Source organism: Klebsiella sp. S69, assembly GCF_016516145.1.
Taxonomy (GTDB): Bacteria; Pseudomonadota; Gammaproteobacteria; order Enterobacterales; family Enterobacteriaceae; genus Klebsiella; species Klebsiella oxytoca.
In genome coordinates, this window is sequence record NZ_JACVUU010000003.1 from 98,388 (window position 1) to 123,512 (window position 25,125).

The 25,125-nt window shown below is 57.4% G+C and carries 23 protein-coding genes; 17 read left to right on the forward strand and 6 right to left on the reverse strand.

Annotated elements, in window-relative coordinates:
- Nucleotides 1–20: 20 nt before the first annotated feature.
- The 3 genes from IAE27_RS04440 to IAE27_RS04450 form a co-directional block, all read right to left on the reverse strand.
- The gene (locus tag IAE27_RS04440; protein ID WP_108703862.1) at nt 21–782 is read right to left on the reverse strand and encodes a TerC family protein; all 762 of its coding nucleotides are present in this window, start codon (nt 780–782) and stop codon (nt 21–23) included.
- A 112-nt stretch (nt 783–894) separates the two neighbouring features.
- Entirely contained in the window at nt 895–1,779 is an 885-nt protein-coding gene (locus IAE27_RS04445) for a dihydrodipicolinate synthase family protein (protein ID WP_070557668.1), read from the reverse strand.
- Nucleotides 1,780–1,797: 18 nt separating this feature from the next.
- Nucleotides 1,798–2,943 carry an iron-containing alcohol dehydrogenase gene (locus IAE27_RS04450; protein ID WP_105890194.1) on the reverse strand — a complete coding sequence of 382 codons (1,146 nt, stop codon included), beginning with the start codon at nt 2,941–2,943 and terminating at the stop codon, nt 1,798–1,800.
- A 176-nt stretch (nt 2,944–3,119) separates the two neighbouring features.
- On the opposite strand from IAE27_RS04450, the gene dtnK reads away from it, so the two are divergent.
- The 3 genes from dtnK to IAE27_RS04465 are packed head-to-tail and all read left to right on the forward strand — an operon-like array spanning nt 3,120 to nt 6,100.
- Nucleotides 3,120–4,358, forward strand: a complete 1,239-nt coding sequence (dtnK, locus tag IAE27_RS04455; RefSeq protein ID WP_154022648.1) for a D-threonate kinase — start codon at nt 3,120–3,122, stop codon at nt 4,356–4,358.
- Nucleotides 4,351–5,337, forward strand: a complete 987-nt coding sequence (locus IAE27_RS04460; RefSeq protein WP_004113279.1) for a D-threonate 4-phosphate dehydrogenase — start codon at nt 4,351–4,353, stop codon at nt 5,335–5,337. The genes dtnK and IAE27_RS04460 overlap by 8 nt, the downstream gene beginning before the upstream one ends.
- A gap of 1 nt (nt 5,338) precedes the next feature.
- Nucleotides 5,339–6,100, forward strand: a complete 762-nt coding sequence (locus IAE27_RS04465) for a DeoR/GlpR family DNA-binding transcription regulator (protein ID WP_004102327.1) — start codon at nt 5,339–5,341, stop codon at nt 6,098–6,100.
- Between the two features lie 13 nt (nt 6,101–6,113).
- Here the strand turns inward: IAE27_RS04465 and IAE27_RS04470 are convergent, their stop codons facing one another.
- A complete protein-coding gene (locus IAE27_RS04470; RefSeq protein ID WP_154022624.1) occupies nt 6,114–7,058 on the reverse strand; it encodes an L-lactate dehydrogenase in 945 nt (314 codons plus the stop codon).
- Nucleotides 7,059–7,202: 144 nt separating this feature from the next.
- Here IAE27_RS04470 and IAE27_RS04475 point away from each other — a divergent pair, with 144 nt between their 5' ends.
- Nucleotides 7,203–7,685 carry a GNAT family N-acetyltransferase gene (locus IAE27_RS04475; protein WP_004102318.1) on the forward strand — a complete coding sequence of 161 codons (483 nt, stop codon included), beginning with the start codon at nt 7,203–7,205 and terminating at the stop codon, nt 7,683–7,685.
- Here the strand turns inward: IAE27_RS04475 and ptrR are convergent.
- Nucleotides 7,639–8,517, reverse strand: a complete 879-nt coding sequence (ptrR, locus tag IAE27_RS04480) for a putrescine utilization regulator PtrR (RefSeq protein WP_070557664.1) — start codon at nt 8,515–8,517, stop codon at nt 7,639–7,641. The genes IAE27_RS04475 and ptrR overlap by 47 nt on opposite strands.
- Before the next feature lie 105 nt (nt 8,518–8,622).
- Between ptrR and sad the strand changes: the two genes are divergently transcribed.
- From sad to IAE27_RS04515, 7 genes are all read left to right on the forward strand, one after another.
- Nucleotides 8,623–10,008 carry a succinate-semialdehyde dehydrogenase gene (gene sad, locus IAE27_RS04485; protein ID WP_016808767.1) on the forward strand — a complete coding sequence of 462 codons (1,386 nt, stop codon included), beginning with the start codon at nt 8,623–8,625 and terminating at the stop codon, nt 10,006–10,008.
- 202 nt (nt 10,009–10,210) lie between these two features.
- The gene (gene glsB, locus IAE27_RS04490; RefSeq protein WP_053064914.1) at nt 10,211–11,137 is read left to right on the forward strand and encodes a glutaminase B; all 927 of its coding nucleotides are present in this window, start codon (nt 10,211–10,213) and stop codon (nt 11,135–11,137) included.
- Nucleotides 11,137–11,511, forward strand: coding sequence for a DUF4186 domain-containing protein (locus IAE27_RS04495; protein ID WP_070557661.1), 375 nt, complete (start codon nt 11,137–11,139; stop codon nt 11,509–11,511). The genes glsB and IAE27_RS04495 overlap by 1 nt, the downstream gene beginning before the upstream one ends.
- 107 nt (nt 11,512–11,618) lie before the next feature.
- A complete protein-coding gene (locus IAE27_RS04500; RefSeq protein ID WP_016808766.1) occupies nt 11,619–13,031 on the forward strand; it encodes a GGDEF domain-containing protein in 1,413 nt (470 codons plus the stop codon).
- A gap of 91 nt (nt 13,032–13,122) precedes the next feature.
- Nucleotides 13,123–13,650 (forward strand): GNAT family N-acetyltransferase, encoded by a 528-nt coding sequence (locus IAE27_RS04505; RefSeq protein WP_016808765.1) that lies wholly within the window; start codon nt 13,123–13,125, stop codon nt 13,648–13,650.
- 292 nt (nt 13,651–13,942) lie between these two features.
- Nucleotides 13,943–15,394: a tagaturonate reductase gene (locus tag IAE27_RS04510; protein WP_200092013.1), complete on the forward strand. Its 1,452-nt coding sequence runs from the start codon at nt 13,943–13,945 to the stop codon at nt 15,392–15,394.
- Between the two features lie 325 nt (nt 15,395–15,719).
- Nucleotides 15,720–16,160: a GNAT family N-acetyltransferase gene (locus IAE27_RS04515; RefSeq protein WP_004102305.1), complete on the forward strand. Its 441-nt coding sequence runs from the start codon at nt 15,720–15,722 to the stop codon at nt 16,158–16,160.
- A gap of 249 nt (nt 16,161–16,409) precedes the next feature.
- On the opposite strand, the gene tam is transcribed toward IAE27_RS04515, so the two are convergent.
- Nucleotides 16,410–17,162 (reverse strand): trans-aconitate 2-methyltransferase, encoded by a 753-nt coding sequence (gene tam / locus IAE27_RS04520; protein WP_142475072.1) that lies wholly within the window; start codon nt 17,160–17,162, stop codon nt 16,410–16,412.
- Between the two features lie 183 nt (nt 17,163–17,345).
- On the opposite strand from tam, the gene IAE27_RS04525 reads away from it, so the two are divergent.
- The 6 genes from IAE27_RS04525 to IAE27_RS04550 all read left to right on the forward strand — a co-directional run bounded on the left by IAE27_RS04525 (nt 17,346) and on the right by IAE27_RS04550 (nt 25,089).
- Nucleotides 17,346–18,152, forward strand: coding sequence for an MBL fold metallo-hydrolase (locus IAE27_RS04525; protein WP_200092015.1), 807 nt, complete (start codon nt 17,346–17,348; stop codon nt 18,150–18,152).
- Between the two features lie 234 nt (nt 18,153–18,386).
- Nucleotides 18,387–18,806, forward strand: coding sequence for a hypothetical protein (locus IAE27_RS04530; protein ID WP_070557659.1), 420 nt, complete (start codon nt 18,387–18,389; stop codon nt 18,804–18,806).
- Nucleotides 18,807–18,880: 74 nt separating this feature from the next.
- Nucleotides 18,881–19,249 carry a copper-binding protein gene (locus IAE27_RS04535; protein WP_200092112.1) on the forward strand — a complete coding sequence of 123 codons (369 nt, stop codon included), beginning with the start codon at nt 18,881–18,883 and terminating at the stop codon, nt 19,247–19,249.
- Nucleotides 19,250–19,262: 13 nt separating this feature from the next.
- A complete protein-coding gene (locus IAE27_RS04540) occupies nt 19,263–20,510 on the forward strand; it encodes a TolC family protein (RefSeq protein ID WP_004102293.1) in 1,248 nt (415 codons plus the stop codon).
- A complete protein-coding gene (locus IAE27_RS04545) occupies nt 20,510–21,979 on the forward strand; it encodes an efflux RND transporter periplasmic adaptor subunit (protein WP_196550044.1) in 1,470 nt (489 codons plus the stop codon). The genes IAE27_RS04540 and IAE27_RS04545 overlap by 1 nt, the downstream gene beginning before the upstream one ends.
- Nucleotides 21,976–25,089 carry an efflux RND transporter permease subunit gene (locus IAE27_RS04550; protein ID WP_200092017.1) on the forward strand — a complete coding sequence of 1,038 codons (3,114 nt, stop codon included), beginning with the start codon at nt 21,976–21,978 and terminating at the stop codon, nt 25,087–25,089. Before IAE27_RS04545 ends, IAE27_RS04550 begins: the two co-directional genes overlap by 4 nt.
- Nucleotides 25,090–25,125 lie beyond the last annotated feature (36 nt).

The following is a 25,125-nucleotide window of genomic DNA, read 5'->3' on the forward strand; positions in this document are numbered from 1 at the left end:
CCGTTATTTTCAGTAGGGTTTTATTTGTTTAGCTGTAATGAGTCGTAAGCTTCTGCGGGCTGCGAAGTCTTAATGATTTTTTTATTACGAATAATATTGAGCGTTTCCACCGCCAGCGAAAAGAAAATGGCAAAATAGAGATAACCTTTTGCAATGTGTATCTCCAGACTATCCGCGACCAGTAATATCCCCACCAGCAACAGAAAGGTTAAAGCGAGCATTTTCATCGTTGGCGTGTTATTGACAAAATCGCCGATGGTTTTTGCCGCGAACATCATAATGCCAACAGCAATAATGACTGCCGTAATCATAATGAAAATATGTTGTGACAAACCGACTGCGGTAATAACTGAATCCAGGCTAAAGACAATATCCAGCAGCATAATCTGGACAACCGCGCCCGCCAGCGAAAGCTGACGCTGGCCGCCGCCGTGCGACTCTTCTTCCAGCTGCAGTTCACCGCGTATCTCCTGCAGTGACTTGTAAATAAGGAAACAACCACCGACAAATAAAATGATGGTGCGCACCGATACGACAAAATGCGCAATAGTAAACAGCGGCACCGTTATATGCGCCAGCCAGGCAATAGATACCAGCAATAGCACGCGCATAACCATTGCGCCGCTTAATCCCAACTTACGCGCAACATTTTGTTGGTGCGGTGGAAGTTTGGCCACTACCAGCGAGAGAAAGATAATATTATCGACCCCGAGAATTATCTCCAGAAAGGTGAGCGTTACCAGCGTCAACCATATTTCAGGGTCAAGCATCCATATAAACATTGAAACATCCCTTACGCTACGTAAGACGTTATATATAAAATATCAAATATTGCCGGCACTGATTTTTTGTTTACACCAGTGCCGGAAATTTAATTAACTATTTCCGCTATCGTCAGGAAATATATTTGGCAATAATATGATTAATTTCCGCGCACTGCGCCGAGGTGAAGCTCACCGCGTAGCGACTGTCGCCAACATTGTGGCCCATCAGCTGCAGCGCTTTTTTTACCGCCGCCGGCGAGAACGCCACTTTATAAAGATCGGTGCGCAGACCGGTGACGCTCTCCTGAGCCTGGCGGGAGCCCTCAACATTGCCCGCTTTAAAATTTGCCCAGATGGCGTTGATCTCTTTTGGCGCGACGTTTGCCAGCCCGGAAATACAGGCGGAGCAGCCCTCAACAAAACCCTGGTGTATCAACGAATCAGGGCCGTTCAGCACGTCAAAATCGGCGATATCCCGGACCGCATCGAGGAAACCCTTCAGGCTTTCGTAGCTGCCGGCGCTGTCTTTGACGCCGATAATGTTCGGATGCTGCGCCAGCGCGCGCGCGGTTTGCGGTTCAATGGTGTTGCCGGTGCGCGCCGGGATGTTGTAGAGAAATACCGGTACGCTCAGGGCGTTAGCAATGGCGGTATAGTGGGCGATCAGCTCATCCTGCTTTAGCGGCACAAACCAGGGGGTAATCACGGAGACCGCGTCAACGCCCAGTTGTTCGATCTGTTGACCCAGGCGGATCGTTTCGCGAGTTGACACTTCGCCAATATGCGCTACCACCGGCGCCCGACCGGCAACTTCATCCACGCAGGCTTTAGCGACGGCGATTTTTTCCGCTTCATTCAGCACAAAGAATTCGCCGTTGGTACCGCCGCAAAAAATACCGTTGCCCGCGGCGAGCTGGCGCTGCACCTGCTGCCTTAGCGCCGGGATATTCACGGCTCCCTCTGCGGTAAAAGGCGTGACGATGGCGGTCAGAACGCCGGTAATTGAATTGCTCATTTCATCTCTTCCCTGGTTTTATTGTGCGGGGAACAGGGTGCGGTAAACCGCCTCAACCTGATCCTGGTTAACGCTGCATGGCGCATTATTCAGTAAACGCTTGACGTTCAGCGCCGCTTCGCTCAGTTCGCTGATGCTCTCTGGCGGTACGCCCAGCGCGGCAAGGTTATCGGGCAGCTGCAGGCGTTTCACCAGCGCGGCGAGCCAGGCGACCAGCGCATGGGATTTCTCTTCTTCGCTAAGCGTCAGGTCGGCTTCAGGGAGCAGATCCCAGACCTGGGCAAATTTCGCCACCGCGTGTGGGCGCACCACCTTCATACAAGGCGCCAGCAAAATGGCGTTAGCCACGCCGTGCGGCAGGTGATATTTGCCGCCTAACGGATAGGAAAGGGCATGAACCAGATGAGTGCCCGCATGGTTAATAGCCACACCGCCATAATAAGAGGCCCACAGCATCTCCAGCTTCGCCGCCAGATTGTGCGGCTCGCTCACCGATAGCTCGATGTTGCGCACCAGCTTGCGCAGGCCAATCAGCGCCGCGTTATCGCTAACCGGATTGGCAACGGTCGAAGTAAAGCACTCAATAAGATGACACAGCGCGTCAATGCCGGTAGAGGAGGCGATATGCGCGGGCATGCTGGTGGTTAATTCCGGCAGCAGGGCAACATAATCCGGCAGCAGAACCGGGGAGATAATCCCCACTTTCGTATTCTGTTCCGGGATTGCCAGGATCGCGTTCGGCGTGGCTTCGGAACCGGTGCCGGCAGTGGCGGGAATTAATAACGAGGTCACCTTTTGCTGCGGTTTTTCGCCGGCCAGCAGCGCCTCAAGCCCCGGCGAGTCGGGATGCAGCAGAACCGAGAGCAGCTTGGCCACATCCAGAACGCTACCGCCGCCAATCCCGACAATTAGCTCCGGCTGGTTAGCGCTGACGAGGCGCAGAATTTGCGTCATATCATGCTGGCTTGGCTCTGCGGGTACGGAATCAACGATCTGAACCTGACGCCCTTCGTCTTCCAGAAGCGTACGGATCTGCCGTGCGGCATCGAGTTTGCCAACGTTGGCATCGGTGACCAGCAAAATGCGCTGTTTGCCGGTCAGCAGCGGTAGCAGGGCGTTAAACGCGCCCGCGCCGCTAATCAGGGTGCTGTTAATGGTTGCCACTTCTTTCTCCTGTCTCATGGATGATTAAACTTAATCATCTATTGTTCGGGTCACTCACATTGTGGGATGAAGTTATAATTTATAGCGAGATTTAATAACTTGAGCTTGCTCACATTTAATCAATTGTGATTGAATATAATCACTATCAATTTCGAACAGCTTGAAAAGGGAACATGATGGGCAGCGGCGATAACAAGGTGCTGGTTCTGGCGGATGACTTTACCGGCGCAAATGACGCGGGAGTCAGCCTGGCGGAGACGGGGATGCGGGCGGAAGTGGCGTTTAGCGCCAGCTACCAGGGAGAGGCGCAGGCGCTGATCCTCAATAGCGACAGCCGCGCGCAGCCCGCCGCAGAGGCGGCACGGCGCATCACGCATCTTTTACAGGCGGTGTTGCCGCGTTTTCAGCCGCGCTGGACGGTGAAAAAAATCGACTCCACGCTGCGCGGCAATCTCGGCGCCGAGCTGGAAGCAACGATGCACGCGCTGAACTGCGCCGTAGCGGTTCTGGCGCCGGCTTTTCCGGCGGCTGACCGGGTGACGCGCCGGGGGCTGTGCTATGTGCACGGCTCGCCGGTGAATGAAACCGAGTTCGCGACCGACCCGAAAACGCCGGTCAGCAGCGCGGATATCGCCGCCGTGGTCGCCCAACAAAGCGATTTGCTGTGCCGTAGGACAACGGTCCCCGGGCTGGCGGCAGAGCTGGAACAAGCGGTTGAGACGCCGCGGGTGCTGATCGTCGATGCCGAAGAAAACCAGCAGCTGGACGCCATTATCGCCACGGTCGCTCTGTGCGAGCAGCGGGTGCTGCTGGTGGGGTCTGCGGGGCTATGCGACGCCCTGGCGCGTCGGCTGGCGACTATGCCGCACGGCCCGCTGCTGGCGGTGGTCGGTTCAATGAGCGAAATCGCGCAACAGCAGGTTGCCCGTCTTAATGAGCATCCGCGCGTCCGGCGGGTCGACATTGATGTGGCTATGGCCTTTGACGGCGATGCCGCCCTTGATGCCCGGCGTATCGTGGCGGTATTGAGCGAAAATAATCATTGCGTTATCACCACCCGACCCGATAGCGAGGCGCGAAAGGCGGTTGAAGCCTTGTGTCGTCGGCATGGGGTCGATCGCACCGCCCTTGGCGAGCGCATCTGCGCATACCTGGCGCGAGTCAGCGCGCTGGCCATCGCGCAGAGCCAGCCGGGAGCGCTCTATTTATCCGGCGGTGACGTGGCGATCGCCGTGGCGCAGGCGCTGGGCGCCAGCGGATTTCATATTACAGGCCGGGTGGCGCAATGCGTGCCGTTCGGCAATTTTCTGGGTAGTAGCTGGCAGCGGCCGGTAATGACCAAGGCAGGCGGATTCGGAACGGAAACCACCCTGCTGGAGGTTGTGAATTTTATTGAGGAGAAAATGAGTGACTAACATCATTGCGGTAACGATGGGAGACCCGGCAGGCATTGGCCCGGAAATTATTATCAAATCGCTGGTTGAGGGGAAACTCAACGGCGCGCCGGTCGTGGTGGTGGGCTGCGCGCAGACGCTGCGGCGGATCCTGGCGATGGGGATAACCCCGCCCGCCGAGCTGCGTATCATTGATCGTCCGGAACAGGCGCAGTTCAGCGCGGGCACGATTAACGTTATCGACGAACCGCTGGCCGATCCGCAAGGACTACGCGCGGGGGAAGTGCAGGCGCAGGCGGGGGATTTAGCTTACCGCTGCATCAAGCGAGCGACCGAGCTGGCGATGGCGGGTGAGGTGTTTGCGATCGCTACCGCGCCGCTCAATAAAGAAGCGCTGCATCTGGCCGGGCACAACTTCCCGGGACATACCGAAATGCTCGCCCATCTGACGCAAACCAAAGATTTTGCGATGGTGTTATATACCGATAAGCTCAAAGTGATCCATATCTCTACCCACGTGGCGCTGCGAAAATTCCTTGATAATCTGAACCAGCCGCGAGTTGAAACGGTGATCGGCATCGCCGATAGCTTCCTGCGCCGGGTGGGTTTCACTAATCCGCGCATTGCCGTTGCCGGAGTGAACCCTCACGCCGGGGAAAACGGTCTGTTTGGCGATGAAGAGATTCGTATCGTGGGTCCGGCCGTTGAAGCGATGAAGGCCAGAGGGCTCAACGTGACTGGGCCATGCCCGCCGGACACGGTATTTATGCAGTGTCACGAAGGTCTGTTTGATATGGTGGTCGCGATGTATCACGATCAGGGGCATATTCCGCTAAAATTACTTGGATTTTATGATGGGGTAAATATTACCGCCGGACTGCCGTTTATCCGCACTTCCGCAGACCACGGCACGGCGTTTGATATTGCCTGGACAGGTAAAGCTAAGTCTGACAGCATGGCAACCTCTATTGAGCTCGCCATGCAAATCGCACAGGAATAACATGAAGGGATATAACCGGTTAGAGCAGATTATGGATTTTCTGAAGAGCCATAATCTGGTGACAGTGGACCAGCTGGTGGCGGCGACTCACGCCTCGCCGGCGACGATTCGCCGCGACCTGATTAAGCTCGATCAGGAAGGGGTCATCAGCCGTACCCACGGCGGCGTCACGCTCAACCGGTTTATTCCTTCACAGCCCACCACCCAAGAGAAGTCCCAGCGCAGTCTGCAGGAAAAATACGCCATCGCCAGCGCGGCGGCGGCGTTAGTCAAGGCCGGGGACGCCATCGTCCTCGATGCCGGAACCACGATGATCGAACTTGCCCGGCAGATAACCCACTTGCCGCTGCGGGTGATCACCAGCGATCTGCATATCGCCCTGTTTCTCTCGGAATTTAAGCAAATTGAAGTTACCATCATCGGCGGACGCATCGACGACAGCAGCCAGTCCTGCATCGGCGATCACGGACGCCGCCTGCTGCAAAATATCTGGCCCGATCTGGCGTTCGTCAGCTGCAACGGCTGGGATCTGGAGAAGGGCGTAACCTCGCCAACGGAAGAGAAAGCGGCGCTGAAGCGGGATTTAATCGCGAACGCCCGGCGGCGCATTCTGCTGGCGGACAGCTCAAAATACGGCGCCTGGTCGCTGTTTAACATCACCCATCTCGACTCGCTCACCGATATCATCACCGATAATCATCTGCCGGAAGAGACGCGTGAACTGCTGGGGCATATCCATCCCCGGCTGATCATTGCCGACTAGCCGGGAAAGCGGGTTACGGTAGGCGGGCGATATTGGCTTTAATCACTTCCACAGAGCGGCGGAACTTCTCTGCTTCATCATCGGCCAGCTGCAGCTCAATGATCTGCTGTACGCCGCTTTGGGTAAGCACCGCGGGTACGCCTGCCGCCGCGCCGGTGATGCCGTACTCGCCATCCAGAATGCACGATACCGCCAGCGCACGATGGCTGCCGGTGAAAATATGGCGGCAGATTTCGGCGATAGTCCCGGCGACGCCGTATTCGGTGCAGCCTTTACCGGCGTAAATTTCAAATCCCAGCCTGCGCACCTTTTCCGCAATCCGCTCCCGGTCGAAAATTTGACCAGTATGCTTTTGGTACACATCGCCGATGGCGGCGCCGTAAACCGCTGAGTGCGACCAGACCGGAAACTGGGTGTCGCCATGCTCGCCGAGAATAAAGGCGTCGATGCTCTGCGCGCCGATATCCAGCTCCTGAGCCAGCACTCTGCGCAGGCGCGTGGTATCCAGCCAGACGCCGGTACCCAGCACCTGGCTGCGCGGCAGACCTGAAAGCCGCCATACCTGCCAGGTGATGATGTCGCAGGGGTTGGTGGCAATCAAAAAAATACCGTTGAAACCGCCGCTCATCATTTGCGGAATGAGGCTTTTTACAATTGTCGCCGTGTTGGTCAGTTCGTCCAGTCGAGTCTGGCCCGGTTTGAGCGGACCGCCGGAAACGGTGAGCACCGCAATATCAACATCGGCGCAGTCGCTGGCTTCCCGCGAGGAAATCGTCATCATCCCCGGCATGTAGGCCGCCGCATCGCTCAGGTCCTGGGCGTGCGCTTCGGCGCGGGCTTTATTCAGGTCCACGAGGATTAACTCCTCGCAAATATTCTGATTCAACAGGGCATAGGCCGCAGAGGCGCCGACGTTGCCTGCCCCGATAATCATGACCTTGCGCGCTTTGGTATTCATGGTTTGTTCCTGATAAATGTCGTCATGACGCAAAATTACTGCCACTTTAGGGGGAAGCGCAAGCGAGGTGTGAAGCGATAAGTTAATGCTATGGCCGCCTGCGAGACGCTCCGCGCTACAGTATGGTCAAAAAGGAGCTTCTCTATGTACACAATCACCCCAACCCCGCAAAACCACCCGGATCTGATGGCCTTAATTGCCGAACTGGACGCGTATCAGCAGACGCTCTACCCGGCTGAGAGCAACCATTTGATCGACCTGAGCGCGCTACCGGCGGAGTCGGTTATTGCGCTTCTTATTCGCGATACGCAGCGCCAGGCCGTCGGCTGCGGGGCGATCGTGCTCGGCGAAGAGGGGGTTGGCGAGATGAAAAGGGTGTTTATTCACCCGGCCCATCGCGGGCAGCAGCTGGGAGAACGACTGCTGGCCGCGCTGGAGGAAGAGGCGATAAATCGCGAATGCCATACCGTGCGCCTGGAAACGGGCATCCATCAGCACGCCGCCGTTGCGTTATATACGCGCAATGGCTACCAGACCCGTAGCGCCTTTGCGCCGTATCAGCCGGATCCGTTAAGCATCTTTATGGAGAAGATGCTGCTTGCCGATCTTCGTTCAGCAGCGCTATAAACGCGTCGAGCTGACGGGTTTTCGCCCCCCGCCGCCAGACCAGCCAGGTGGTCAGCCAGCGCCACTCTTCCGCCAGCGGCCAGGCAGAAACCTGCTGATGGCCCGGCATGCTCTCCAGCATACTGCGTGGGATCAGCGCCAGACCGGCGCCGGCAATGACGCAGGCCAGCATCCCGTGGTAGGACTCCATTTCATGGATGCGTCCCGGCGTGGCGCGATCGGCATGAAACCAGCTTTCAAAATGGCGGCGGTAGGAGCAGTTGGCGCGAAACGCATAGACGCTGGCGCCATTCACTTCACTGGCGCGCGCAATGGGCGGGTGGCCAAAGGGCGCGACGATCATCATCTCTTCGGGAAATACCGGTAACCCCTCAAGCCCTGGATGCACCAGCGGGCCGTCAACAAACGCCGCGCTCAGGTTTCCCTCCAGGACGCCGTCGATCATGGTGCCGGAAGGGCCGGTGGAGAGGGCCAGATGAATTTTGGGGTAACGTTGATTAAAGTGCGCCAGGGTTGGTGAAATGCGCACGGCGGCGGTACTTTCCAGCGAGCCGAGGGAAAACAGCCCCTGAGGTTCATCTCCGGCGACCACCATTCTCGCCTCATCTACCAGGGCGAGGATCTGCTGGCTATAGCGTAAAAAGCTATGCCCGGCAGGCGACAGGCGCAGACGCTGGTTTTCGCGAATAAACAGCTCTACGCCGAGATCCGCCTCCAGCTGGCGAATGCGCGTGGTCAGGTTCGACGGCACGCGATGCACCTTCTGCGCGGCCAGGGTAATGCTGCCAGTGCTGGCGACGGCGTTAAACATTTCAAGCTGGGTCAGGTCCATGGCATTCTTCTTTTGTGAACAGGTTGCTTAATATTATTCATTTTTAATGAAGGGTAGGGTAAGCCAGAATAAGGTCACTTCGCAATCAACACAGAGAGATTAACGATGAATGTATCTGCCACTCATGCGGTTTCCGTGAACCCGACCACAGGTGAAACCATATCGTCTCTGCCCTGGGCGAGCGAACAAGAAGTTGATTCGGCCGTTGCCCTTGCGGAACAAGCTTATCGTCAGTGGCGCAACGTTAGCGTTGCGGAACGCGCGGCAGCGCTGCGTCATGTCGGTAACGCGATGCGCGCGCGCGGCGAAGCGCTGGCGCAAATGATTAGCCTGGAGATGGGAAAACCGATCGCTCAGGCGCGCGGGGAAGTCGCGAAATCGGCAAATCTCTGCGACTGGTATGCCGAGCATGGACCGGCGATGCTCAAAACCGAAGCGACGCTGGTTGAAGATAATAAAGCGGTCATTGAGTACCGGCCGATGGGCGCTATCCTCGCCATCATGCCGTGGAATTTCCCGGTGTGGCAGGTGCTTCGCGGCGCGGTACCGATTCTGCTGGCGGGCAACAGCTATCTGCTTAAGCATGCGCCAAACGTACTGGGAAGCGCGGCGATGATCGGTGAAATCTTTGCCGCAGCCGGCGTTCCGGCCGGGGTGTTTGGCTGGGTGAATGCCACCAACGATAGCGTTTCGCAGATGATCAACGATTCGCGTATCGCCGCGGTGACCGTTACCGGCAGCGTGCGGGCCGGGAAGGCGATTGGCGCGCAGGCCGGCGCGGCGTTGAAAAAATGCGTCCTGGAGCTGGGCGGTTCGGATCCGTTTATCGTGCTCAACGATGCCGACCTCGACGAGGCGGTGAAAGCGGCGGTGATCGGCCGCTACCAGAACACCGGGCAGGTCTGCGCCGCGGCGAAGCGTTTTATCGTCGAGGCGGGTATTGCCGAGGCCTTTACGCAGAAATTTGTCGCCGCCGTCGCCGCGCTCAAAATGGGCGATCCGCGCGATGAACAGAACTACATCGGGCCGATGGCGCGTTTCGATCTGCGCGATGAGCTGCATGAGCAGGTGCGCGCGACCTTAAAAGAAGGAGCGACCCTGCTGCTGGGCGCGGAAAAAATCGCCGGCGCGGGCAACTACTATGCGCCGACGGTGCTGGGCAACGTCACCGCTGAGATGACCGGCTTCCGCCAGGAGCTGTTTGGCCCGGTGGCGACAATTACCGAAGCTCGCGATGCCGACCACGCGCTGGCGCTGGCGAACGATAGCGAGTTTGGCCTTTCTGCAACGGTATATACCACCAGCGAAGCACAGGCCCAACGCTTTGCCGATGAGCTGGAGTGCGGCGGCGTGTTTATTAACGGCTACTGCGCCAGCGATGCCCGCGTGGCGTTCGGCGGCGTGAAGAAAAGCGGATTTGGCCGCGAGCTCTCCCATTTTGGTCTGCATGAATTCTGCAACGTGCAGACCGTCTGGAGAGATCGCCGCTAGACTGCGGAAAAATCCCCGGGTTGCGGCTAACGCCTGACCCGGGCTACCGATTCGTGCGATTTGCCGGTTTGGTCGCCCTGACAGGCCCCGCTGACGAGCGACCCTTCACCCTGGCGATGCAGGAGCAACAAAGAGGCTGTTTCTTCGCGACAGGTGCGCCTATAATTACCGCCCGAATTTTGATGTTGGCAAGGAGCCGCGCGTGGCGACGGTAATTAATAACGCAATGCTCGATGCCATTCTGGCTGAAGTCAGGCCGCTGATTGGCCGCGGTAGAGTGGCGGACTATATTCCTGCCCTGGCCAGGGTCAGCGGCGATAAGCTCGGCGTGGCAATCTGTACGGTGGACGGTCAGCACTACAGCGCCGGTGACGCCCACGAGCGTTTCTCGATTCAATCTATCTCCAAAGTCCTCAGTCTGGTGGTGGCGATGAACCACTATCAGGAAGAGGAGATCTGGCAGCGGGTGGGTAAAGATCCCTCCGGCCAGCCTTTTAATTCGCTGTTGCAGCTGGAAATTGAGCAAGGCAAACCGCGTAACCCGTTTATTAACGCCGGGGCGCTGGTGGTCTGCGATATGCTGCAAAGCCGTCTTAGCGCGCCCCGTCAGCGGATGCTGGAAATCGTGCGGCGCCTGAGCGGGGTGAGCGATATTGCCTACGATCCGGTGGTCGCCCGCTCGGAGTTCGATCATTCGGCGCGTAATGCCGCCATTGCCTGGCTAATGAAATCCTTCGGCAACTTTCACAACGATGTTGCCACGGTACTGCAAAACTATTTTCACTACTGTTCGCTGGAGATGAGCTGCGTAGAGCTGGCGCGTACCTTTCTGTTCCTTGCCGACCGGGGTATCGCCCCGCATCTTGCGACGCCGGTTATCGCCCCCATTCAGTCGCGGCAGGTCAACGCGCTGATGATGACCAGCGGCATGTACCAGAACGCCGGTGAGTTTGCCTGGCGCGTCGGTTTACCGGCGAAATCCGGCGTCGGCGGCGGGATTGTGGCCATCGTTCCGCAGGAGATGGCGATTGCGGTCTGGAGCCCCGAGCTCGATGACGCCGGGAACTCGCTGGCCGGGATCGCTTTACTGGAAAAACTGACGCAAAAACTGGGGAGGTCGGTATTCTGATGGTGCCCATAGAAAACCTGTTTGCCCGCCTGCAGCGTTCCACTTTTCGCTCCCGCTTTCGCCTCGGCGCAAAGGAACGGCAGTATTGCTATGATAAGGGGGCGGAAGTTATCGACCAGCACGCGGCTGATTTTATCGCCAGGCGCCTGGCTCCGGCGCAAATTCCTAACGATGGCAAACAGACTCCGATGCGCGGACACCCGGTATTCATCGCCCAGCACGCCACCGCGACCTGCTGTCGCGGCTGCCTGGAAAAGTGGCACGCTATCCCTCGGGGGCGGGGCCTCAGCGAGGCAGAACAGCGCTACGTGGTGCAGGTGATTCACCACTGGCTGGTGATCCAGATGAACTCGCCGGACCGCGGCAGAGCGTAATTCATCGGGCGTCGGTATATGCCTGATAATTATTCTCATGATATGATGAACCGCTAACTAATTATTAACATAATAATTGCCTGAAACAATTAGACGGATAATCATGAATGTCTCCACTGTCGATTCGGTCATTCACGCTGTTTCGTGAGGAACAACCCGTGCGTGATGCGCTGGTGTTGTTCACTTTAACGCTACTCCTGCATTTCTTTGGCGCGATGCTGCGTCTGGTACAAGAACTGTCGTTTTTCTGGCCGCTGAATGCGGTAATGGCGGGGATTTTTGCGCGTTATATCTGGCTAAATCGCAGTTATTTTTACGCCATCTGTTTTGCCGCCATGCTGGTATATGACGGTTTAACCTCGCGCTGGGGGATGGGCTTCGCCTCCTTCCTGATCAACTTCTCCAATCTCGTTTTTATTGTCACTCTGGCGCAGCTCATTTTATGGGACAAGCGCCGGACGGACTCGATGCCGGGACCGATTAATGCGCTTAGCCTGTTTTGCTACTGCCTGCTGGCAGCGCTGCTCTGCGCCGCCGTGGGCGCGCTGGGGTCGGTAGATGTCGAGCGCGCAACGTTTATCCCACAGCTGGCGGACTGGTTTAGCGAACAGTTCTCAACCGCCGTGCTGATCCTGCCGTTTATCTTGACCCTCACGCTCCCTTCGGCGTTCGGGCGTTTTCGCCTGCGCCAGCTGCTGCCGGCGATTGCGCTGGTGCTGTCGATTGTGCTCGGCGTAGCGGTTGGCGGCGCCGGGAGCATCACCTTCCCGTTACCGGCGCTGATCTGGTGCGCTATTCGCTACCCGCTGCCGCTGACCTGTCTGCTGACCTTTATTACCGGCATTAGCGAAATTCTGCTGGTGGCGAACTCGCTTATCCACCTTTCGCCCGATAGCCGGATGCAGCCGTGGCAGCTGTTTTCGACGCGTCTGGGGATCGCTGCGATGCTGATAAGCCCCGTTATCGTCGCTTCCAGCGTTGAGGCGATTAATAATCTGGTCAAACAGCTGGCCCTGCGTGCCGACTTTGACTTCCAGACTCGGGTCTATTCCCGCTCTGGGTTAAGCGAAGCGCTGAAGCGCCAGCCGATCGCGGAAAATACGCTGCTAACGGTGATGGTGCTGGATATCGACGGCTTCAAGCAGGTCAACGATCGCTGGGGACATGAATGCGGCGACTGTATGCTGGCCCAGTTTGCGCAGCAGGTGCGGCAGCTGGTGGGAGAAGAGGGCATGGTCGCGCGTATCGGCGGGGAAGAGTTTGCCGTCGCAGCGCTGACCTCATCCGGTCAGGAAGCGCAGCTGCTGGCAGAAAAAATTCGCCAGGGTATTGAAGCGCAAACCTTCACCTGGGGACAGAGCAAAATCCAGCTGACCATCAGCATGGGGCTAGAGAGCCAGCCGCTTGGCGCCGCCAGAATTACGGATCTGTTCAACCAGCTGCTGATGGCTGCCGACGATTATATGATTCAGGCGAAAAATGCCGGGCGCAATCGTATTTTTACGCAAAAGATGGCCTGAATCCTACGATAAGAAAATACGATGATAGATTCACTTGTGTTAAATATAAGTTAAAAAATATAGTGATGTGGTCAATTTCAAGGAGTTACCGATGACCACATCCTTTTCTCTGCGCACGCTGTCGCGTGACGATATTCTCGAACATCTTCCTGAATTAACCGATATCCTCGTCAGCTGCGTCAACGGCGGGGCCTCGGTGAGCTTTATGCTGCCTTTCGCCCCTGAAACCGCGACGGCGTTCTGGCTGCGAATGGCGCAGAGCGTGGCAGCCGGGGAGCGGGTCGTCATCGCCGCGGCGGATGAGCAGCAGCGGCTCGTTGGCACGGTGCAGCTCATTATCGACCAGCCGGAAAACCAACCGCACCGCGCCGACGTCGCTAAACTTCTGGTTCACCAAAATGCGCGTCGCCTGGGCCTGGCGAATGCGCTGATGGCCAGGCTGGAAGCGATCGCGCGCGAGCAGGGCAAGAGCGTTCTGGTGCTGGATACGGCGACCGGCAGCGGAGCCGAGAATTTTTACGTGCAATGCGGTTGGGAAAAGGCCGGGGAAATTCCTCGCTATGCGCTGATGCCGGACGGCGAACTGACGGCGACATCGCTGTTCTATAAACTTTTGTAATCTCATCATATACTGCAACCTGCCTCATTCACACGCCCCGGCAGCTGAGTTGATAAGCCGCCGGGGCTTGTCTCCCTCGCCGCGTTACCCGGCCACGTCCTCGCTCCGACTATTGCCCGACTAAGCGCTGTACAAACGGTTCACCGTTTTGTCGTGCAGAGAGAAATATTTCGGCGACAAATTTGATATTGCATACAGCTTTGATCAAAACGGGGTTTCACCTGGCTAAAAACCTGATAACTTATTGGACCAATTACTCAGGTTGTATGACTACTCTATGAGGGAACCCATTGTGAAAACACTAAACCGTCGCGATTTCCCGGGCGCGCAGTACCCTGAACGTATCATTCAGTTTGGCGAAGGCAACTTCCTGCGCGCGTTTATCGACTGGCAGATCGATCTGCTGAACGAGCATACCGACCTGAATTCCGGCGTGGTGATCGTGCGTCCGATTGAGAGCGCATTCCCGCCGTCTCTCAGCACCCAGGACGGCCTCTATACCACGATTGTTCGCGGCCTGAATGAGAAGGGCGAAGCGGTGAGCGATGCGCGTCTGATTCGATCGGTAAATCGTGAAATCAGCGCCTATGCCGATTATGAGGAGCTGCTGCGTCTGGCGCATAATCCGGATATGCGCTTTGTGTTTTCCAATACCACTGAGGCCGGGATCAGCTACCACGCCGGCGACCGCTTTGACGATGCGCCAGCGGTAAGCTATCCGGCAAAACTGACTCGCCTGCTGTTTGAACGCTACAGCCACTTCTCCGGCGCGGCGGATAAAGGTTGGGTGATCATTCCCTGCGAGCTGATTGATTACAATGGCGAGGCGCTGCGTGAACTGGTGCTGCGCTATGCCCAGGAGTGGGCGCTGCCGGAAGCATTTATCACCTGGCTGGATGAGGCGAACGCCTTCTGTTCTACGCTCGTAGACCGTATAGTGACCGGCTATCCGCGTGATGAAGCCGCGCAGATTGAAGAACAGCTGGGGTATAAAGACGGTTTCCTCGATACCGCTGAACATTTCTACCTGTTTGTTATTCAGGGGCCGAAGTCCCTGGCCGCAGAGCTGCGTCTGGATAAGCTGCCGCTTAACGTCCTGATCGTGGACGATATTAAGCCGTATAAAGAGCGTAAAGTGGCGATTCTTAACGGCGCGCATACCGCGCTGGTGCCGGTCGCCTTCCAGGCGGGTCTCGATACCGTGGGCGAGGCGATGAACGATAAGGAAATCTGCGCTTTCGTTGAGAAAGCGATTTACCAGGAGATCATTCCTGTTCTCGACCTGCCGCGCGATGAGCTGGAGTCCTTCGCCAGTGCGGTCACCGGCCGTTTCCGCAACCCGTATATTAAGCATCAGCTGTTGTCTATCGCGCTTAATGGCATGACCAAATATCGCACCCGCATTCTGCCGCAGCTGTTGGCGGCGCAGAAGAAAGAGGGCAAGCTCCCGTCGCGCCTGACCTTCGCACTGGCAGCGCTGATCGCGTTTTATCGCGGCGAACGTAACGGTGAGAGCTATCCGGTTCAGGATGATGCTGAATGGATGGAACGCTACAAGGCGCTATGGGCTCAACATCGGGATGCGCAAATCACCACCGGCGAGCTGGTAAAAGCCGTACTGTCCGTTGAATCCCACTGGGAGCAGGACCTGAGCAAAGTTTCAGGCCTGGTCGAGCAGGTGACGCAGGATCTGGATGCGATTCTGCGCGACGGCATGCGCGTCGCCGTTCAGCCGCTGTGCTGATATAGCGCAGGGCGCCGCCCGACGAGCAGATAAGGACGGATTATTGGCCAGATAAGCTGCCAGCCGCCGTCCGCTCGTCATCCGGGCGCAACGCCTGAGCAGAATTAGCATTAATTTCAACCCGGCCACCGCCGGGTTATTTTTGAACCTTAATTAGTTACAACATACTTTTAGTTTTTTCTTTCACGCAGGTCTGGCAGATCGTGCAAAATGGGTCCGGCAACAAAGGTGGGGCAATTAAGAGAAAAAGATGAATTGTGTGCCGGGCGCTTGAACTAATTATTGCACCGGAAAATAATGCCTTATCCAAACGAGGAGTCGGCCCATGGTCATTGAGATTCGCGAACCCGATCGGCAGGATAAAGCACAGTGGTTATCGCTTTGGCAGGGTTATACCCGTTTCTACGGTAGCCCGCAGCCAACGGAGGTCACAGAATACACCTGGCAGCGGATGCTCGATGCCGCTTCGCCGATGCTGGGTCGTTTCGCGGTGGTGGATGGCAATGTGGTGGGCTTTGCGATTTGTATCCTCCACGAAGGAACATGGGTTAAGACGCCCATTTGCTATCTGGAAGATCTGTTTGTCGCCCCGCAGATGCGCGGGCAAGGCATCGCCAGAACCTTAATACAGGCGCTGCAAACGGAAGGAAAAGAGAAAGGGTGGTCGCGCCTGTACTGGCACACTCGCACCGACAATCCGGCACGGCGTCTGTATGATGAATTCACGCCAGCCGATGACTATGTTCGTTACCGCGTGACGCTCTGACAATCTGAGATTAAGAAGTTGTTAAGCTTTTCCCTGTAAAACAGGGGAAACGGCTCAGGAGAAACAAATATGGAAAAACGCATAGAAACGGTGGTGAATTTAATCATGTTTCTTTCGCTGTTGGCCACCGCGTGGGATCTCTCCCTGGTTCATCACCTTGCCTGGTAAATCAGACCCTACGGCGCCCGCTCCTGACGCCGTAGTATTCTCGTTCTGACTCCATTTATTCCTTTACTTTCAGCCGTCGGGCTAACGGCGCGCGACGATAAACAGGCGCGGAAATAATAACAATACCTTTCCGTTACACTGTAACGGATAGTGCCGCTTCAACTCTTCCAGATAGCGCTCGAGAAACGCTGCGCGCTGTAGCTCATCAAGTGGCTGTAAAAATGGTCGCAGGCCCGTTGACTGCAGCCATTCGATAATGGCCTGATGCGATGCCAGCGGGTGATAGTAGGTGGTGCGCCAGATATCCACCTCGCAGCCGCAGGCAGTGAGCATATCATAATACTCCTGTACCTCTGGCAGCGGATGCCGTCCGCTGGCCGGGTGCCCAAGCTCTTCTGCAACCTGACGCATCAGGGTATGGGACGGCTCCTGCCAGTTAACGGGCATCTGCACCGCCAGTACGCCGTTTTCTGCAAGATTGCTCACCAGAAAAGGGAACAGCCGCTGATGATCCGGGAGCCATTGCAGCGAAGCATTGGCGTATATCAGATCCGCCGGACGCTCCGGGCGATAAGCGGCAATATCCGCATCAACGAACCCACAGTCCGGCAACCTTTGTGAGGCTTCTTCCAGCATTGCCGGGGAATTATCAATGCCGATAATCGTCGCGTCCGGCCAGGCATCTTGCAGCAGAGCGGTGCTGTTGCCTGGCCCGCAGCCTAAATCAACGGCCAGCGTCACGGGATAATGGGCAATGCGCGCAAGAAGCTCGGCGGCGGGCCGCGTTCGCTCAGCGCCAAATTGCAAATAGAGTGAGGGATTCCAGTCTGCCATAGTACGCTCCGGTTGCGAGAAACTCGTCCAACAGCATAGACGGCAATGCGCATCTGGCAAAGCAGCAAGTTCGGCTGAGTCATATTGTGACGTTGTCACTTCTACATGTGCCGGGCGGGTCACGGTACTCATGTAGACAACAGGCTAGAGTATGCGCGCAATTCTCTGGTCAATGGGTATGAAATGGCTTTAATCATTAAGATGTTACTTGAGAACCGGCTTGGTAAGGACAAGGATAAACTGTTGCAGGTGAAACCTGGGCTAAGCCTTGTTGTTGAGGATGAAACCTGCCGGGTTCTGTTTGATACCGGCCCTGACGGCAGCTTTTTGCATAATGCGCAGCGCATGGGGGTTTCTTTATCTAACCTGACCGCCACGGTACTTTCTCACGGTCATTATGACCACTGCGGCGGCGTGCCGTGGCTGCCGGACAATAGCCGTATTATTTGCCATCCGCAGGTCGGGCAAACGCGCTATTCGGCGTTATCGATCGGCGGGCATCGCGTAAAGGTCAAAAAGCTGTCGCGAGAGATCGACTATTCCCGCCACCGCATGGAATACAGCCGCCAGCCGCTGGCTATCAGCGAGCGGCTGATGTGGTCTGGTGAGATCGCGGTTGCCAGGCCGCGAGCCTATGGCGTGCTGGCGGGGCCATCCCCAGCGGAGGATTATATTGCCGATGAGGGCGTACTGATTTACCGCTCGACGCGAGGTTTAATCATTATTTGCGGCTGCGGACATCGCGGCTTGATCAATACCCTTCGCCACTGTCAGAAGGTTACCGGCGTCCAGCAGATATACGCCATCATCGGCGGACTTCATCTGCGCCGCGCGCCTCCGTGGAGAATACGCCAGATAAGGCAATTTTTGCACCAGCAGAAGGTGGAGAAAGTGATGGCCTGCCATTGTACCGGTTCGTGGGGACGCTGGTGGTTATCGGCGGATGGTGCCCCGGCGACCGGCGATACGTTAGTACTGGATCAGGGATGACGTGTATGGCTGCTGATTACATATAAATAACACTTTGGCTATTTATTAAATACATCGACGCCGCGCTATACACCTTCCCCCTGGGGGAAGGTCAAAGGTTAATTTTGCGATGACGTGTAAATATTTATCGAGAAACTTCATTCTATTTAACTCGCGGTTTTAATTATGTAATAGCGTTTAATTCTTTGGGCGGGTGTGCTTTAATTCAGCGGTCGTCCTATTGCGAATATTACTATGATTCAGTCACTACAGGCATTATTCAAACAAGCCACCCGACGCCGGCTTCGCATCCGCGCCGGGCTTGTTATTGCCTGTTGGTTGCTACTCAATCTACAGCTTGCCGTCGCGGCGCACCACGGCGGCCAGCAGCAGCCGGTCACGCCGCAGGTGCAAATTCATCACATCGTTGATGGCATGATGACCATGTCCGGCATGGATAACGTCGGGCAGAAAGTCATCTGTGAGAAACACTGCGACCCCGACACTGCGCAACCTAATACCTCCACCTCTCTACAGCTGAATGCATTGCCCACCGAAACCACCCTGCTGGTGGTTTCGCCGCAGCAGGAGATTTGCGCTGAACGTATGGACTGGCACACGCCGCCGGTCACCGGTCCGCCGGCTGAAATACGTTTCTGCCGTTTCAGAGAATAACGCTCCGTTAAAAAACATCCATCAGAACTGCCCGTTCTGCGGGCGACTTTATGTTTTTTTTCGGAGTATTAATTATGCGTTCGACCTCTATTTTTCTGCTTTTTACCAGCGTTCTGACCTTTTCTTTCACCGCATTTTCCGCCAGCGCGGAAGATGGCGCGATGCATCAGCATAATATGTCCGCGATGGCGGAAATGCCGGGGATGAATAAGTCCGAGAATACCGCCGCGCTTTATTCGGCAAGCGGGGTGATTAAAGCCTGGCGCGACGATGCAGTGGTGATTGCCCATTCTCCGGTTCTCGGGCTGAACTGGCCGGCGATGACGATGAGCTTTGCGCTCGATGGACATCAAGATAAAAAGCTTCCGGTGGGACAGCAGGTCGATTTCACCTTCCGCCAGACCGACTCCGGCTACGCGCTCGTTTCGATTACCGCGCAATAATTCCGGAGTCATTATGCACATCTTAACTAAGGCGGCCTGCGGGCTGCCGCTCTTGCTGTCGCTGACGTCCACCAGCGGCTGGGCGACGACGCTCTCAGAGGCCCTGTCGGCGGCGGAAAGCTACTCTGCCGAGCTCTCCGCCAACGATCATCAGGTTAACGCTTTGAAGAATATGGCGGATTCCGCCATGGAGCTTCCCGATCCGAAGCTTAAGTTTGGTCTTGAAAACGTCCCGTTGGGGGGAAGTAACGCCAGCCGCCTGACCCGCGAGGGCATGACCATGCAGCGGATTGGCGTAATGCAGGACTACGTCAGCAGCACCAAGCGCGAGCGCAAAGCCGACTCGATAACCGCCGACGCGCGACGAACCGCCGCCAACGCCGATGTTATCCGCGCCAGGCTACAGCGGGAAACCGCTCAGGCATGGCTGGCGCTGGCGGTAGCGCAGAAGTCGCTGCGCTCGGTACAGGCGCTGATTAGCGAAACCTCCCGGCAAATTGGCGTGCATAAGGCGGCCGTCAGCAGCGCCAGCGCTACCCCCGGCAGCGTGCTCGACGTCGAACTGGCGCTCAATGCTATGAAAAATGAGCAAGATAACGCCCGGCGCGATGTGCAGATCGCTCAGGCGCGTCTGATGCAGCTAACCGGTAAGGATATCCGCGTTATTTCCGGCCCGCTGCCGCGCATTGAGCGCCTGCCTGCCGATGAAGCGACCTTAATTGAGGGGATAAAACTTCATCCAGAAGTGATTCAGGCCGCGCGTGAGGCTGATCTGGCTAAAGCAAAATCCGGGCAGTCGGAAGTGGCGGCGATCCCCGACGTAGGCGTTGAGGTCTATTACGCCAGACGCGGAGATGACTATGACGACATGGTCGGCGTTATGTTTACCGTCGATTTGCCGGTTTTTCAGGGTAAACGTCAGGATAAAGACCACGCTGCGGATGTCTCCCGAACCTATGAAGCCAACGATCGGTTGACCTTATTGATGCGCGAGCATCAGGCGCAGCAGTATCAGCTGATCGCGCAGTATAACGCCGCGAAAGCCATTTACGATCGCCAGCAAAGCGAGGTGCTGCCGCTGCTGCGCAAGAAGGTGAGTCTTGTCAATGCCCAGTATCGGGGCGGCAGCTCCGCGCTGCCTGAACTGCTCGCCGCCCGTCGCGACCTGCTGAACGGGGAAATCGCCAGCAACAACGCCGAGAAAGCGCTCGCTGACGCGTGGGCCGCCGTTCGCTACCTTATTCCACAGGATGTTAAATAATGAAGCTGAAAACTGCTTTTACCCTTGTGGCGCTGTCCGTCGCTCTTGCCGCCGCGGGCGGATACTGGCTGGGATCGCGGAACGCCTCGACTGTCACTCCGGGCGGAACCGAAACGGCTGCGGGACGCAAAGTGCTCTACTGGTACGACCCGATGGCCCCCGGTACCCGTTTTGATAAACCGGGCAAATCGCCGTTTATGGATATGGACCTGGTTCCGCGTTATGCCGATGAAGAGGCTGACGATGATGCGGGAGGGGTGAAGATTAGCACCCGCCAGCAGCAAAATCTTGGCGTACGCACGGCGAGCGTTTCCCGTCAGCCACTGGCGCCGGAGCTTAACGCTTTTGCTACCGTCGCCGTGGACGAACGCGGCGTCGAGACGGTGCCGGCGCTGGCCAACGGCTTGATTGAGAAACTCTACGTTAACGCCTCTCAGCAGTTTGTGAAAAAGAACGAGGCGCTGGCCGAACTGTGGATCCCGCAGTGGGCGGCGGCGCAGCAGGAGTATCTGGCGGTGAGGCGGCTGGGCGACAGCGGGCTGACCGCCGCCGCTCGCGATCGTCTGCAGCTGCAGTTTATGCCGGAAGCGATTATCCGCAGCGTTGAGCGCAGCGGGAAACCGCAAACCCGGATGACGGTACGCGCGCCGCACGATGGTTATGTCAGCAAGCTGGATGTGCGCACCGGCGCGCAGGTCACCCCAGCCCAGCCGCTGTTCGAGCTGGCCCGCCTCGACCCGGTATGGGTCGTGATTGATTATCCGCAAAGCCAGGCCAGCCTGCTGCGCGTGGGTAGCCGGGTGACGGCGACCACCGGCAGTTGGCCCGGGAGCGTTTTTCAGGGCTCCGTGCGCGAGCTACTTCCCGATCTGGAAGCGACCACCCGCACCTTAAAGGCCCGGGTAGTTTTGAACAATCCGCAGCATCAGCTCAAACCCGGTATGTACCTGAACGTTCAGCTGGCCGAGGCGCATCAGGCGCGCGCCGTTCTGACCATCCCTGAAGAGGCATTGATTGCCACGGGTAGCAGCAATCGGGTGTTAATTGCCGATGGCGAGGGGCATTTCCGTCCGGTCGAAGCGATCGTCGGGCGCACGCAAAATGGTCTGGTCGAGATAAAATCCGGCCTCAAAGAGGGCCAGAAGGTGGTCACCTCCGGACAGTTCCTGATTGACTCCGAAGCGAGCCTGCGCAGCGCGCTGCCGCAAATGGCCGGGGAGGATCCGGAGGAAAAAAGCTATACCACGCAGGGGGACATCAAAGCTGTAACCGATGGGGCGGTGACCATCGCTCACCAGCCGGTGCCGGCGCTGAAGTGGCCGGCGATGATCATGGATTTTGCCATTACGCCGCAGCAGCAGGGACAGATGCGCCCCGGCGAGTCGGTTATGTTTAGCTTCGTCCTGACCGACGATGGAGCGCGAGTCACCTCGATGATGCCGATGAACGGCGCTAAGGAGCAGCCATGATTGCCGCCGTTATCCGCTGGTCGTTACGCAACCGTCTGCTGGTACTGCTGGCGTCGCTGATTATGGCCGCCTGGGGCGTCTGGTCGATACAGCAGGCGCCGCTGGATGCGCTACCGGATCTCTCCGATACCCAGGTGATTATTCGCGTAAGCTATCCGGGAAAAGCGCCGCAAATTGTCGAAGATCAGGTGACCTATCCGCTGACCACCACCATGCTGTCGGTGCCGGGGGCGAAAACCGTGCGCGGTTTTTCCATGTTCGGCGATGCTTACGTTTACGTACTGTTTGATGATGGCACCGATCCGTACTGGGCGCGCTCCCGCGTGCTGGAGTACCTGAGCCAGATCCAGAGCAGCCTGCCGCCGGAAGCGAAAGCTTCGCTGGGGCCGGATGCTACTGGCGTTGGCTGGGTGTTTGAATATGTGCTTACCGATAAAAGCGGTCAGCATAGCCTCGGGGATTTGCGAGCGATTCAGGACTGGATCCTGAAATATGAACTGAAAACCGTGCCGGACGTATCGGAGGTCGCCAGCGTCGGCGGAATGGTCAAAGAGTATCAGGTGATCCTTAATCCTGACCGCCTGCGGGCCCTGAACGTTACCCACGAACAGGTTATCAGCGCGATTCAGAGCGCCAACCAGGAGGGCGGCGGCTCGGTACTGGAACTGGGTGAAGCTGAATATATGGTGCGCACCACCGGCTATCTGAAGTCCATCGACGACTTTAAGCAGGTCGTTATCGCTGCGCGTGACGGCGTGCCGTTGCTGCTGTCCGACGTTGCCAGCGTGCGCCGGGGGCCGGCGATCCGGCGCGGCGTCGCCGAGCTCAACGGTGAAGGCGAAGTGGCCGGGGGAATCATCATTATGCGTTCGGGCAAAAATGCCCTGACCACCATTAATGCGGTGAAGGCGAAACTGGCTGAGGTGCAAAAAAGCCTGCCAGCAGGGGTAGAAATAGTGCCGGTTTATGACCGTTCGCAGCTGATTAAAAATTCAGTCGAGACCCTGACCCACAAGCTTATCGAAGAGTTTATCGTTGTGGCGGTGGTCTGCTCGCTGTTTCTGTTCCATTTCCGCAGCGCGCTGGTGGCGATGATCACGCTGCCGCTGGGGATCCTCGGCGCATTTATCGTGATGCACTATCAGGGCGTCAGCGCCAATATGATGTCGCTTGGCGGAATTGCGATCGCCATCGGAGCCATGGTCGATGCGGCAATCGTAATGATTGAAAATATGCATAAGGTGCTGGAGCAGTGGCGGTATGAGCATCCTGAGCGCCAGCCGTCTTCCGCCGACTACTGGCAAATTGCCCTACATGCGGCATCGGAGGTGGGGCCCGCGCTGTTTTGCAGCCTGCTGATCATTACCCTGTCGTTTATTCCGGTATTCACCCTCCAGGCGCAGGAGGGCAAGATGTTCTCGCCGTTGGCTTTCACCAAAACCTGGTCGATGGCGGTGGCCGCCGGGCTTGGGATCACCCTGGTTCCGGTGCTGATGGGCTACTTTATTCGCGGCAAAATCCCTGATGAGGCCGCTAATCCGCTCAACCGCTGGCTGATACGCGCCTATGAGCCGCTGCTGGATAAGGTCTTGCAGTGGCCGAAGGCAACGCTGGCGGCGGCGTGCCTGCTGCTGGTCGCTACGCTATGGCCGCTGGCGCAGCTCGGCAGCGAATTCCTGCCGCAAATCGACGAGGGCGACCTGCTGTATATGCCATCCACGCTGCCGGGGATCTCCAGCCGCGAAGCCGCCCGCCTGCTGCAGCAGACCGACCGTCTGATCAAGACGATTCCTGAAGTACAAAGCGTGTTCGGCAAGGCCGGTCGGGCGGAGAGCGCCACCGATCCGGCGCCGCTGACCATGCTGGAAACCACTATTCAGTTCAAGCCGAAAAGCGAATGGCGGCCCGGTATGACCATGGATAAGCTGATCGGCGAACTGGACAGTGCGGTAAAAGTGCCGGGCATCGCCAACGTCTGGGTACCGCCGATTCGCAATCGCCTGGATATGCTGGCGACCGGCATTAAAAGCCCGGTCGGCATCAAAGTGAACGGCAACAATCTGGCGGAGATCGAAAAAACCGCTGAGGAGATTGAGCGCATCGTGCGTCATGTCCCGGGTGTGACCTCGGCACTGGCGGAACGCCTCGACGGCGGTCGCTATATCGATATCGCTATCGATCGGCTGAAAGCCGCCCGCTACGGCGTGTCGGTGAAGGAGCTGCAGTCGGTGGTCGCCAGCGTGGTGGGCGGCGATAACATTGGCGAGACTATCGAGGGGCGTGAACGCTATCCGATAAACGTGCGCTATCCGCGCGAAATGCGCGACTCGCTGCAGAAGCTGCGCGATCTGCCGGTGGTAACCAGCAGCGGGGCACAGGTGACGCTCGCCGAGCTGGCGGATATTGCTATCACCGATGGCCCGCCGATGCTAAAAAGCGAAAACGCCCGTCTGTCGGACTGGATCTACGTCGATATTCGCGGGCGCGATCTGAAATCCGCGGTTGATGAAATGCAGCGCGAGGTCAGCAAACAGGTCAGGCTGCCGGATGGCATCTCGCTGACGTGGTCCGGGCAGTACGAGTATCTGGAACGCGCTACCGCGAAGCTCAAAATCGTACTGCCGTTTACTCTGATGATTATCTTTATCCTGCTTTACGTCACCTTCGGTCGCGTTAAAGATGCGCTGTTGATTATGGGCACGTTGCCGTTTTCGCTGATCGGCGGCGTCTGGTTGCTCTGGCTGCTGGGCTATAACCTGTCGGTGGCCGCCGCCGTTGGCTTTATTGCGCTTGCCGGCGTGGCCGCGGAGTTCGGGGTAATTATGGTGCTCTATTTAAACCAGGCGCTCGCGAAGCGGCGCGGTGAGCTTAATGACCGGACGCTCAACGAAGCGATACACGAAGGAGCCGTGCTGCGCGTGCGCCCGAAAGTAATGACCGTCGCGACGATTATGGCCGGGCTGCTGCCGATTATGTGGGGTGGCGGTACAGGTTCAGAAGTGATGCAGCGTATTGCCGCGCCGATGATCGGCGGGATGATCACCGCGCCGCTGCTGTCGATGCTGGTGATCCCGGCGGTCTATCTTCTGACGCACCGCAACAAACCCTAAAGTGCAACGCCCGGGCCAGGCGGCTCGGGCGTGAAT

What these genes read in the sequence shown, in the direction of transcription:
- IAE27_RS04440 (WP_108703862.1), bottom strand. Translation starts at nt 782, where the DNA reads ATGTTTATATGGATGCTTGACCCTGAAATATGGTTGACGCTGGTAACG.
- IAE27_RS04445 (WP_070557668.1), bottom strand. Translation starts at nt 1,779, where the DNA reads ATGAGCAATTCAATTACCGGCGTTCTGACCGCCATCGTCACGCCTTTT.
- dtnK (WP_154022648.1), top strand. Translation starts at nt 3,120, where the DNA reads ATGGGCAGCGGCGATAACAAGGTGCTGGTTCTGGCGGATGACTTTACC.
- IAE27_RS04465 (WP_004102327.1), top strand. Translation starts at nt 5,339, where the DNA reads ATGAAGGGATATAACCGGTTAGAGCAGATTATGGATTTTCTGAAGAGC.
- IAE27_RS04470 (WP_154022624.1), bottom strand. Translation starts at nt 7,058, where the DNA reads ATGAATACCAAAGCGCGCAAGGTCATGATTATCGGGGCAGGCAACGTC.
- IAE27_RS04475 (WP_004102318.1), top strand. Translation starts at nt 7,203, where the DNA reads ATGTACACAATCACCCCAACCCCGCAAAACCACCCGGATCTGATGGCC.
- ptrR (WP_070557664.1), bottom strand. Translation starts at nt 8,517, where the DNA reads ATGGACCTGACCCAGCTTGAAATGTTTAACGCCGTCGCCAGCACTGGC.
- sad (WP_016808767.1), top strand. Translation starts at nt 8,623, where the DNA reads ATGAATGTATCTGCCACTCATGCGGTTTCCGTGAACCCGACCACAGGT.
- IAE27_RS04495 (WP_070557661.1), top strand. Translation starts at nt 11,137, where the DNA reads ATGGTGCCCATAGAAAACCTGTTTGCCCGCCTGCAGCGTTCCACTTTT.
- IAE27_RS04500 (WP_016808766.1), top strand. Translation starts at nt 11,619, where the DNA reads ATGTCTCCACTGTCGATTCGGTCATTCACGCTGTTTCGTGAGGAACAA.
- IAE27_RS04505 (WP_016808765.1), top strand. Translation starts at nt 13,123, where the DNA reads ATGACCACATCCTTTTCTCTGCGCACGCTGTCGCGTGACGATATTCTC.
- IAE27_RS04515 (WP_004102305.1), top strand. Translation starts at nt 15,720, where the DNA reads ATGGTCATTGAGATTCGCGAACCCGATCGGCAGGATAAAGCACAGTGG.
- tam (WP_142475072.1), bottom strand. Translation starts at nt 17,162, where the DNA reads ATGGCAGACTGGAATCCCTCACTCTATTTGCAATTTGGCGCTGAGCGA.
- IAE27_RS04525 (WP_200092015.1), top strand. Translation starts at nt 17,346, where the DNA reads ATGGCTTTAATCATTAAGATGTTACTTGAGAACCGGCTTGGTAAGGAC.
- IAE27_RS04530 (WP_070557659.1), top strand. Translation starts at nt 18,387, where the DNA reads ATGATTCAGTCACTACAGGCATTATTCAAACAAGCCACCCGACGCCGG.
- IAE27_RS04535 (WP_200092112.1), top strand. Translation starts at nt 18,881, where the DNA reads ATGCGTTCGACCTCTATTTTTCTGCTTTTTACCAGCGTTCTGACCTTT.
- IAE27_RS04540 (WP_004102293.1), top strand. Translation starts at nt 19,263, where the DNA reads ATGCACATCTTAACTAAGGCGGCCTGCGGGCTGCCGCTCTTGCTGTCG.
- IAE27_RS04545 (WP_196550044.1), top strand. Translation starts at nt 20,510, where the DNA reads ATGAAGCTGAAAACTGCTTTTACCCTTGTGGCGCTGTCCGTCGCTCTT.
- IAE27_RS04550 (WP_200092017.1), top strand. Translation starts at nt 21,976, where the DNA reads ATGATTGCCGCCGTTATCCGCTGGTCGTTACGCAACCGTCTGCTGGTA.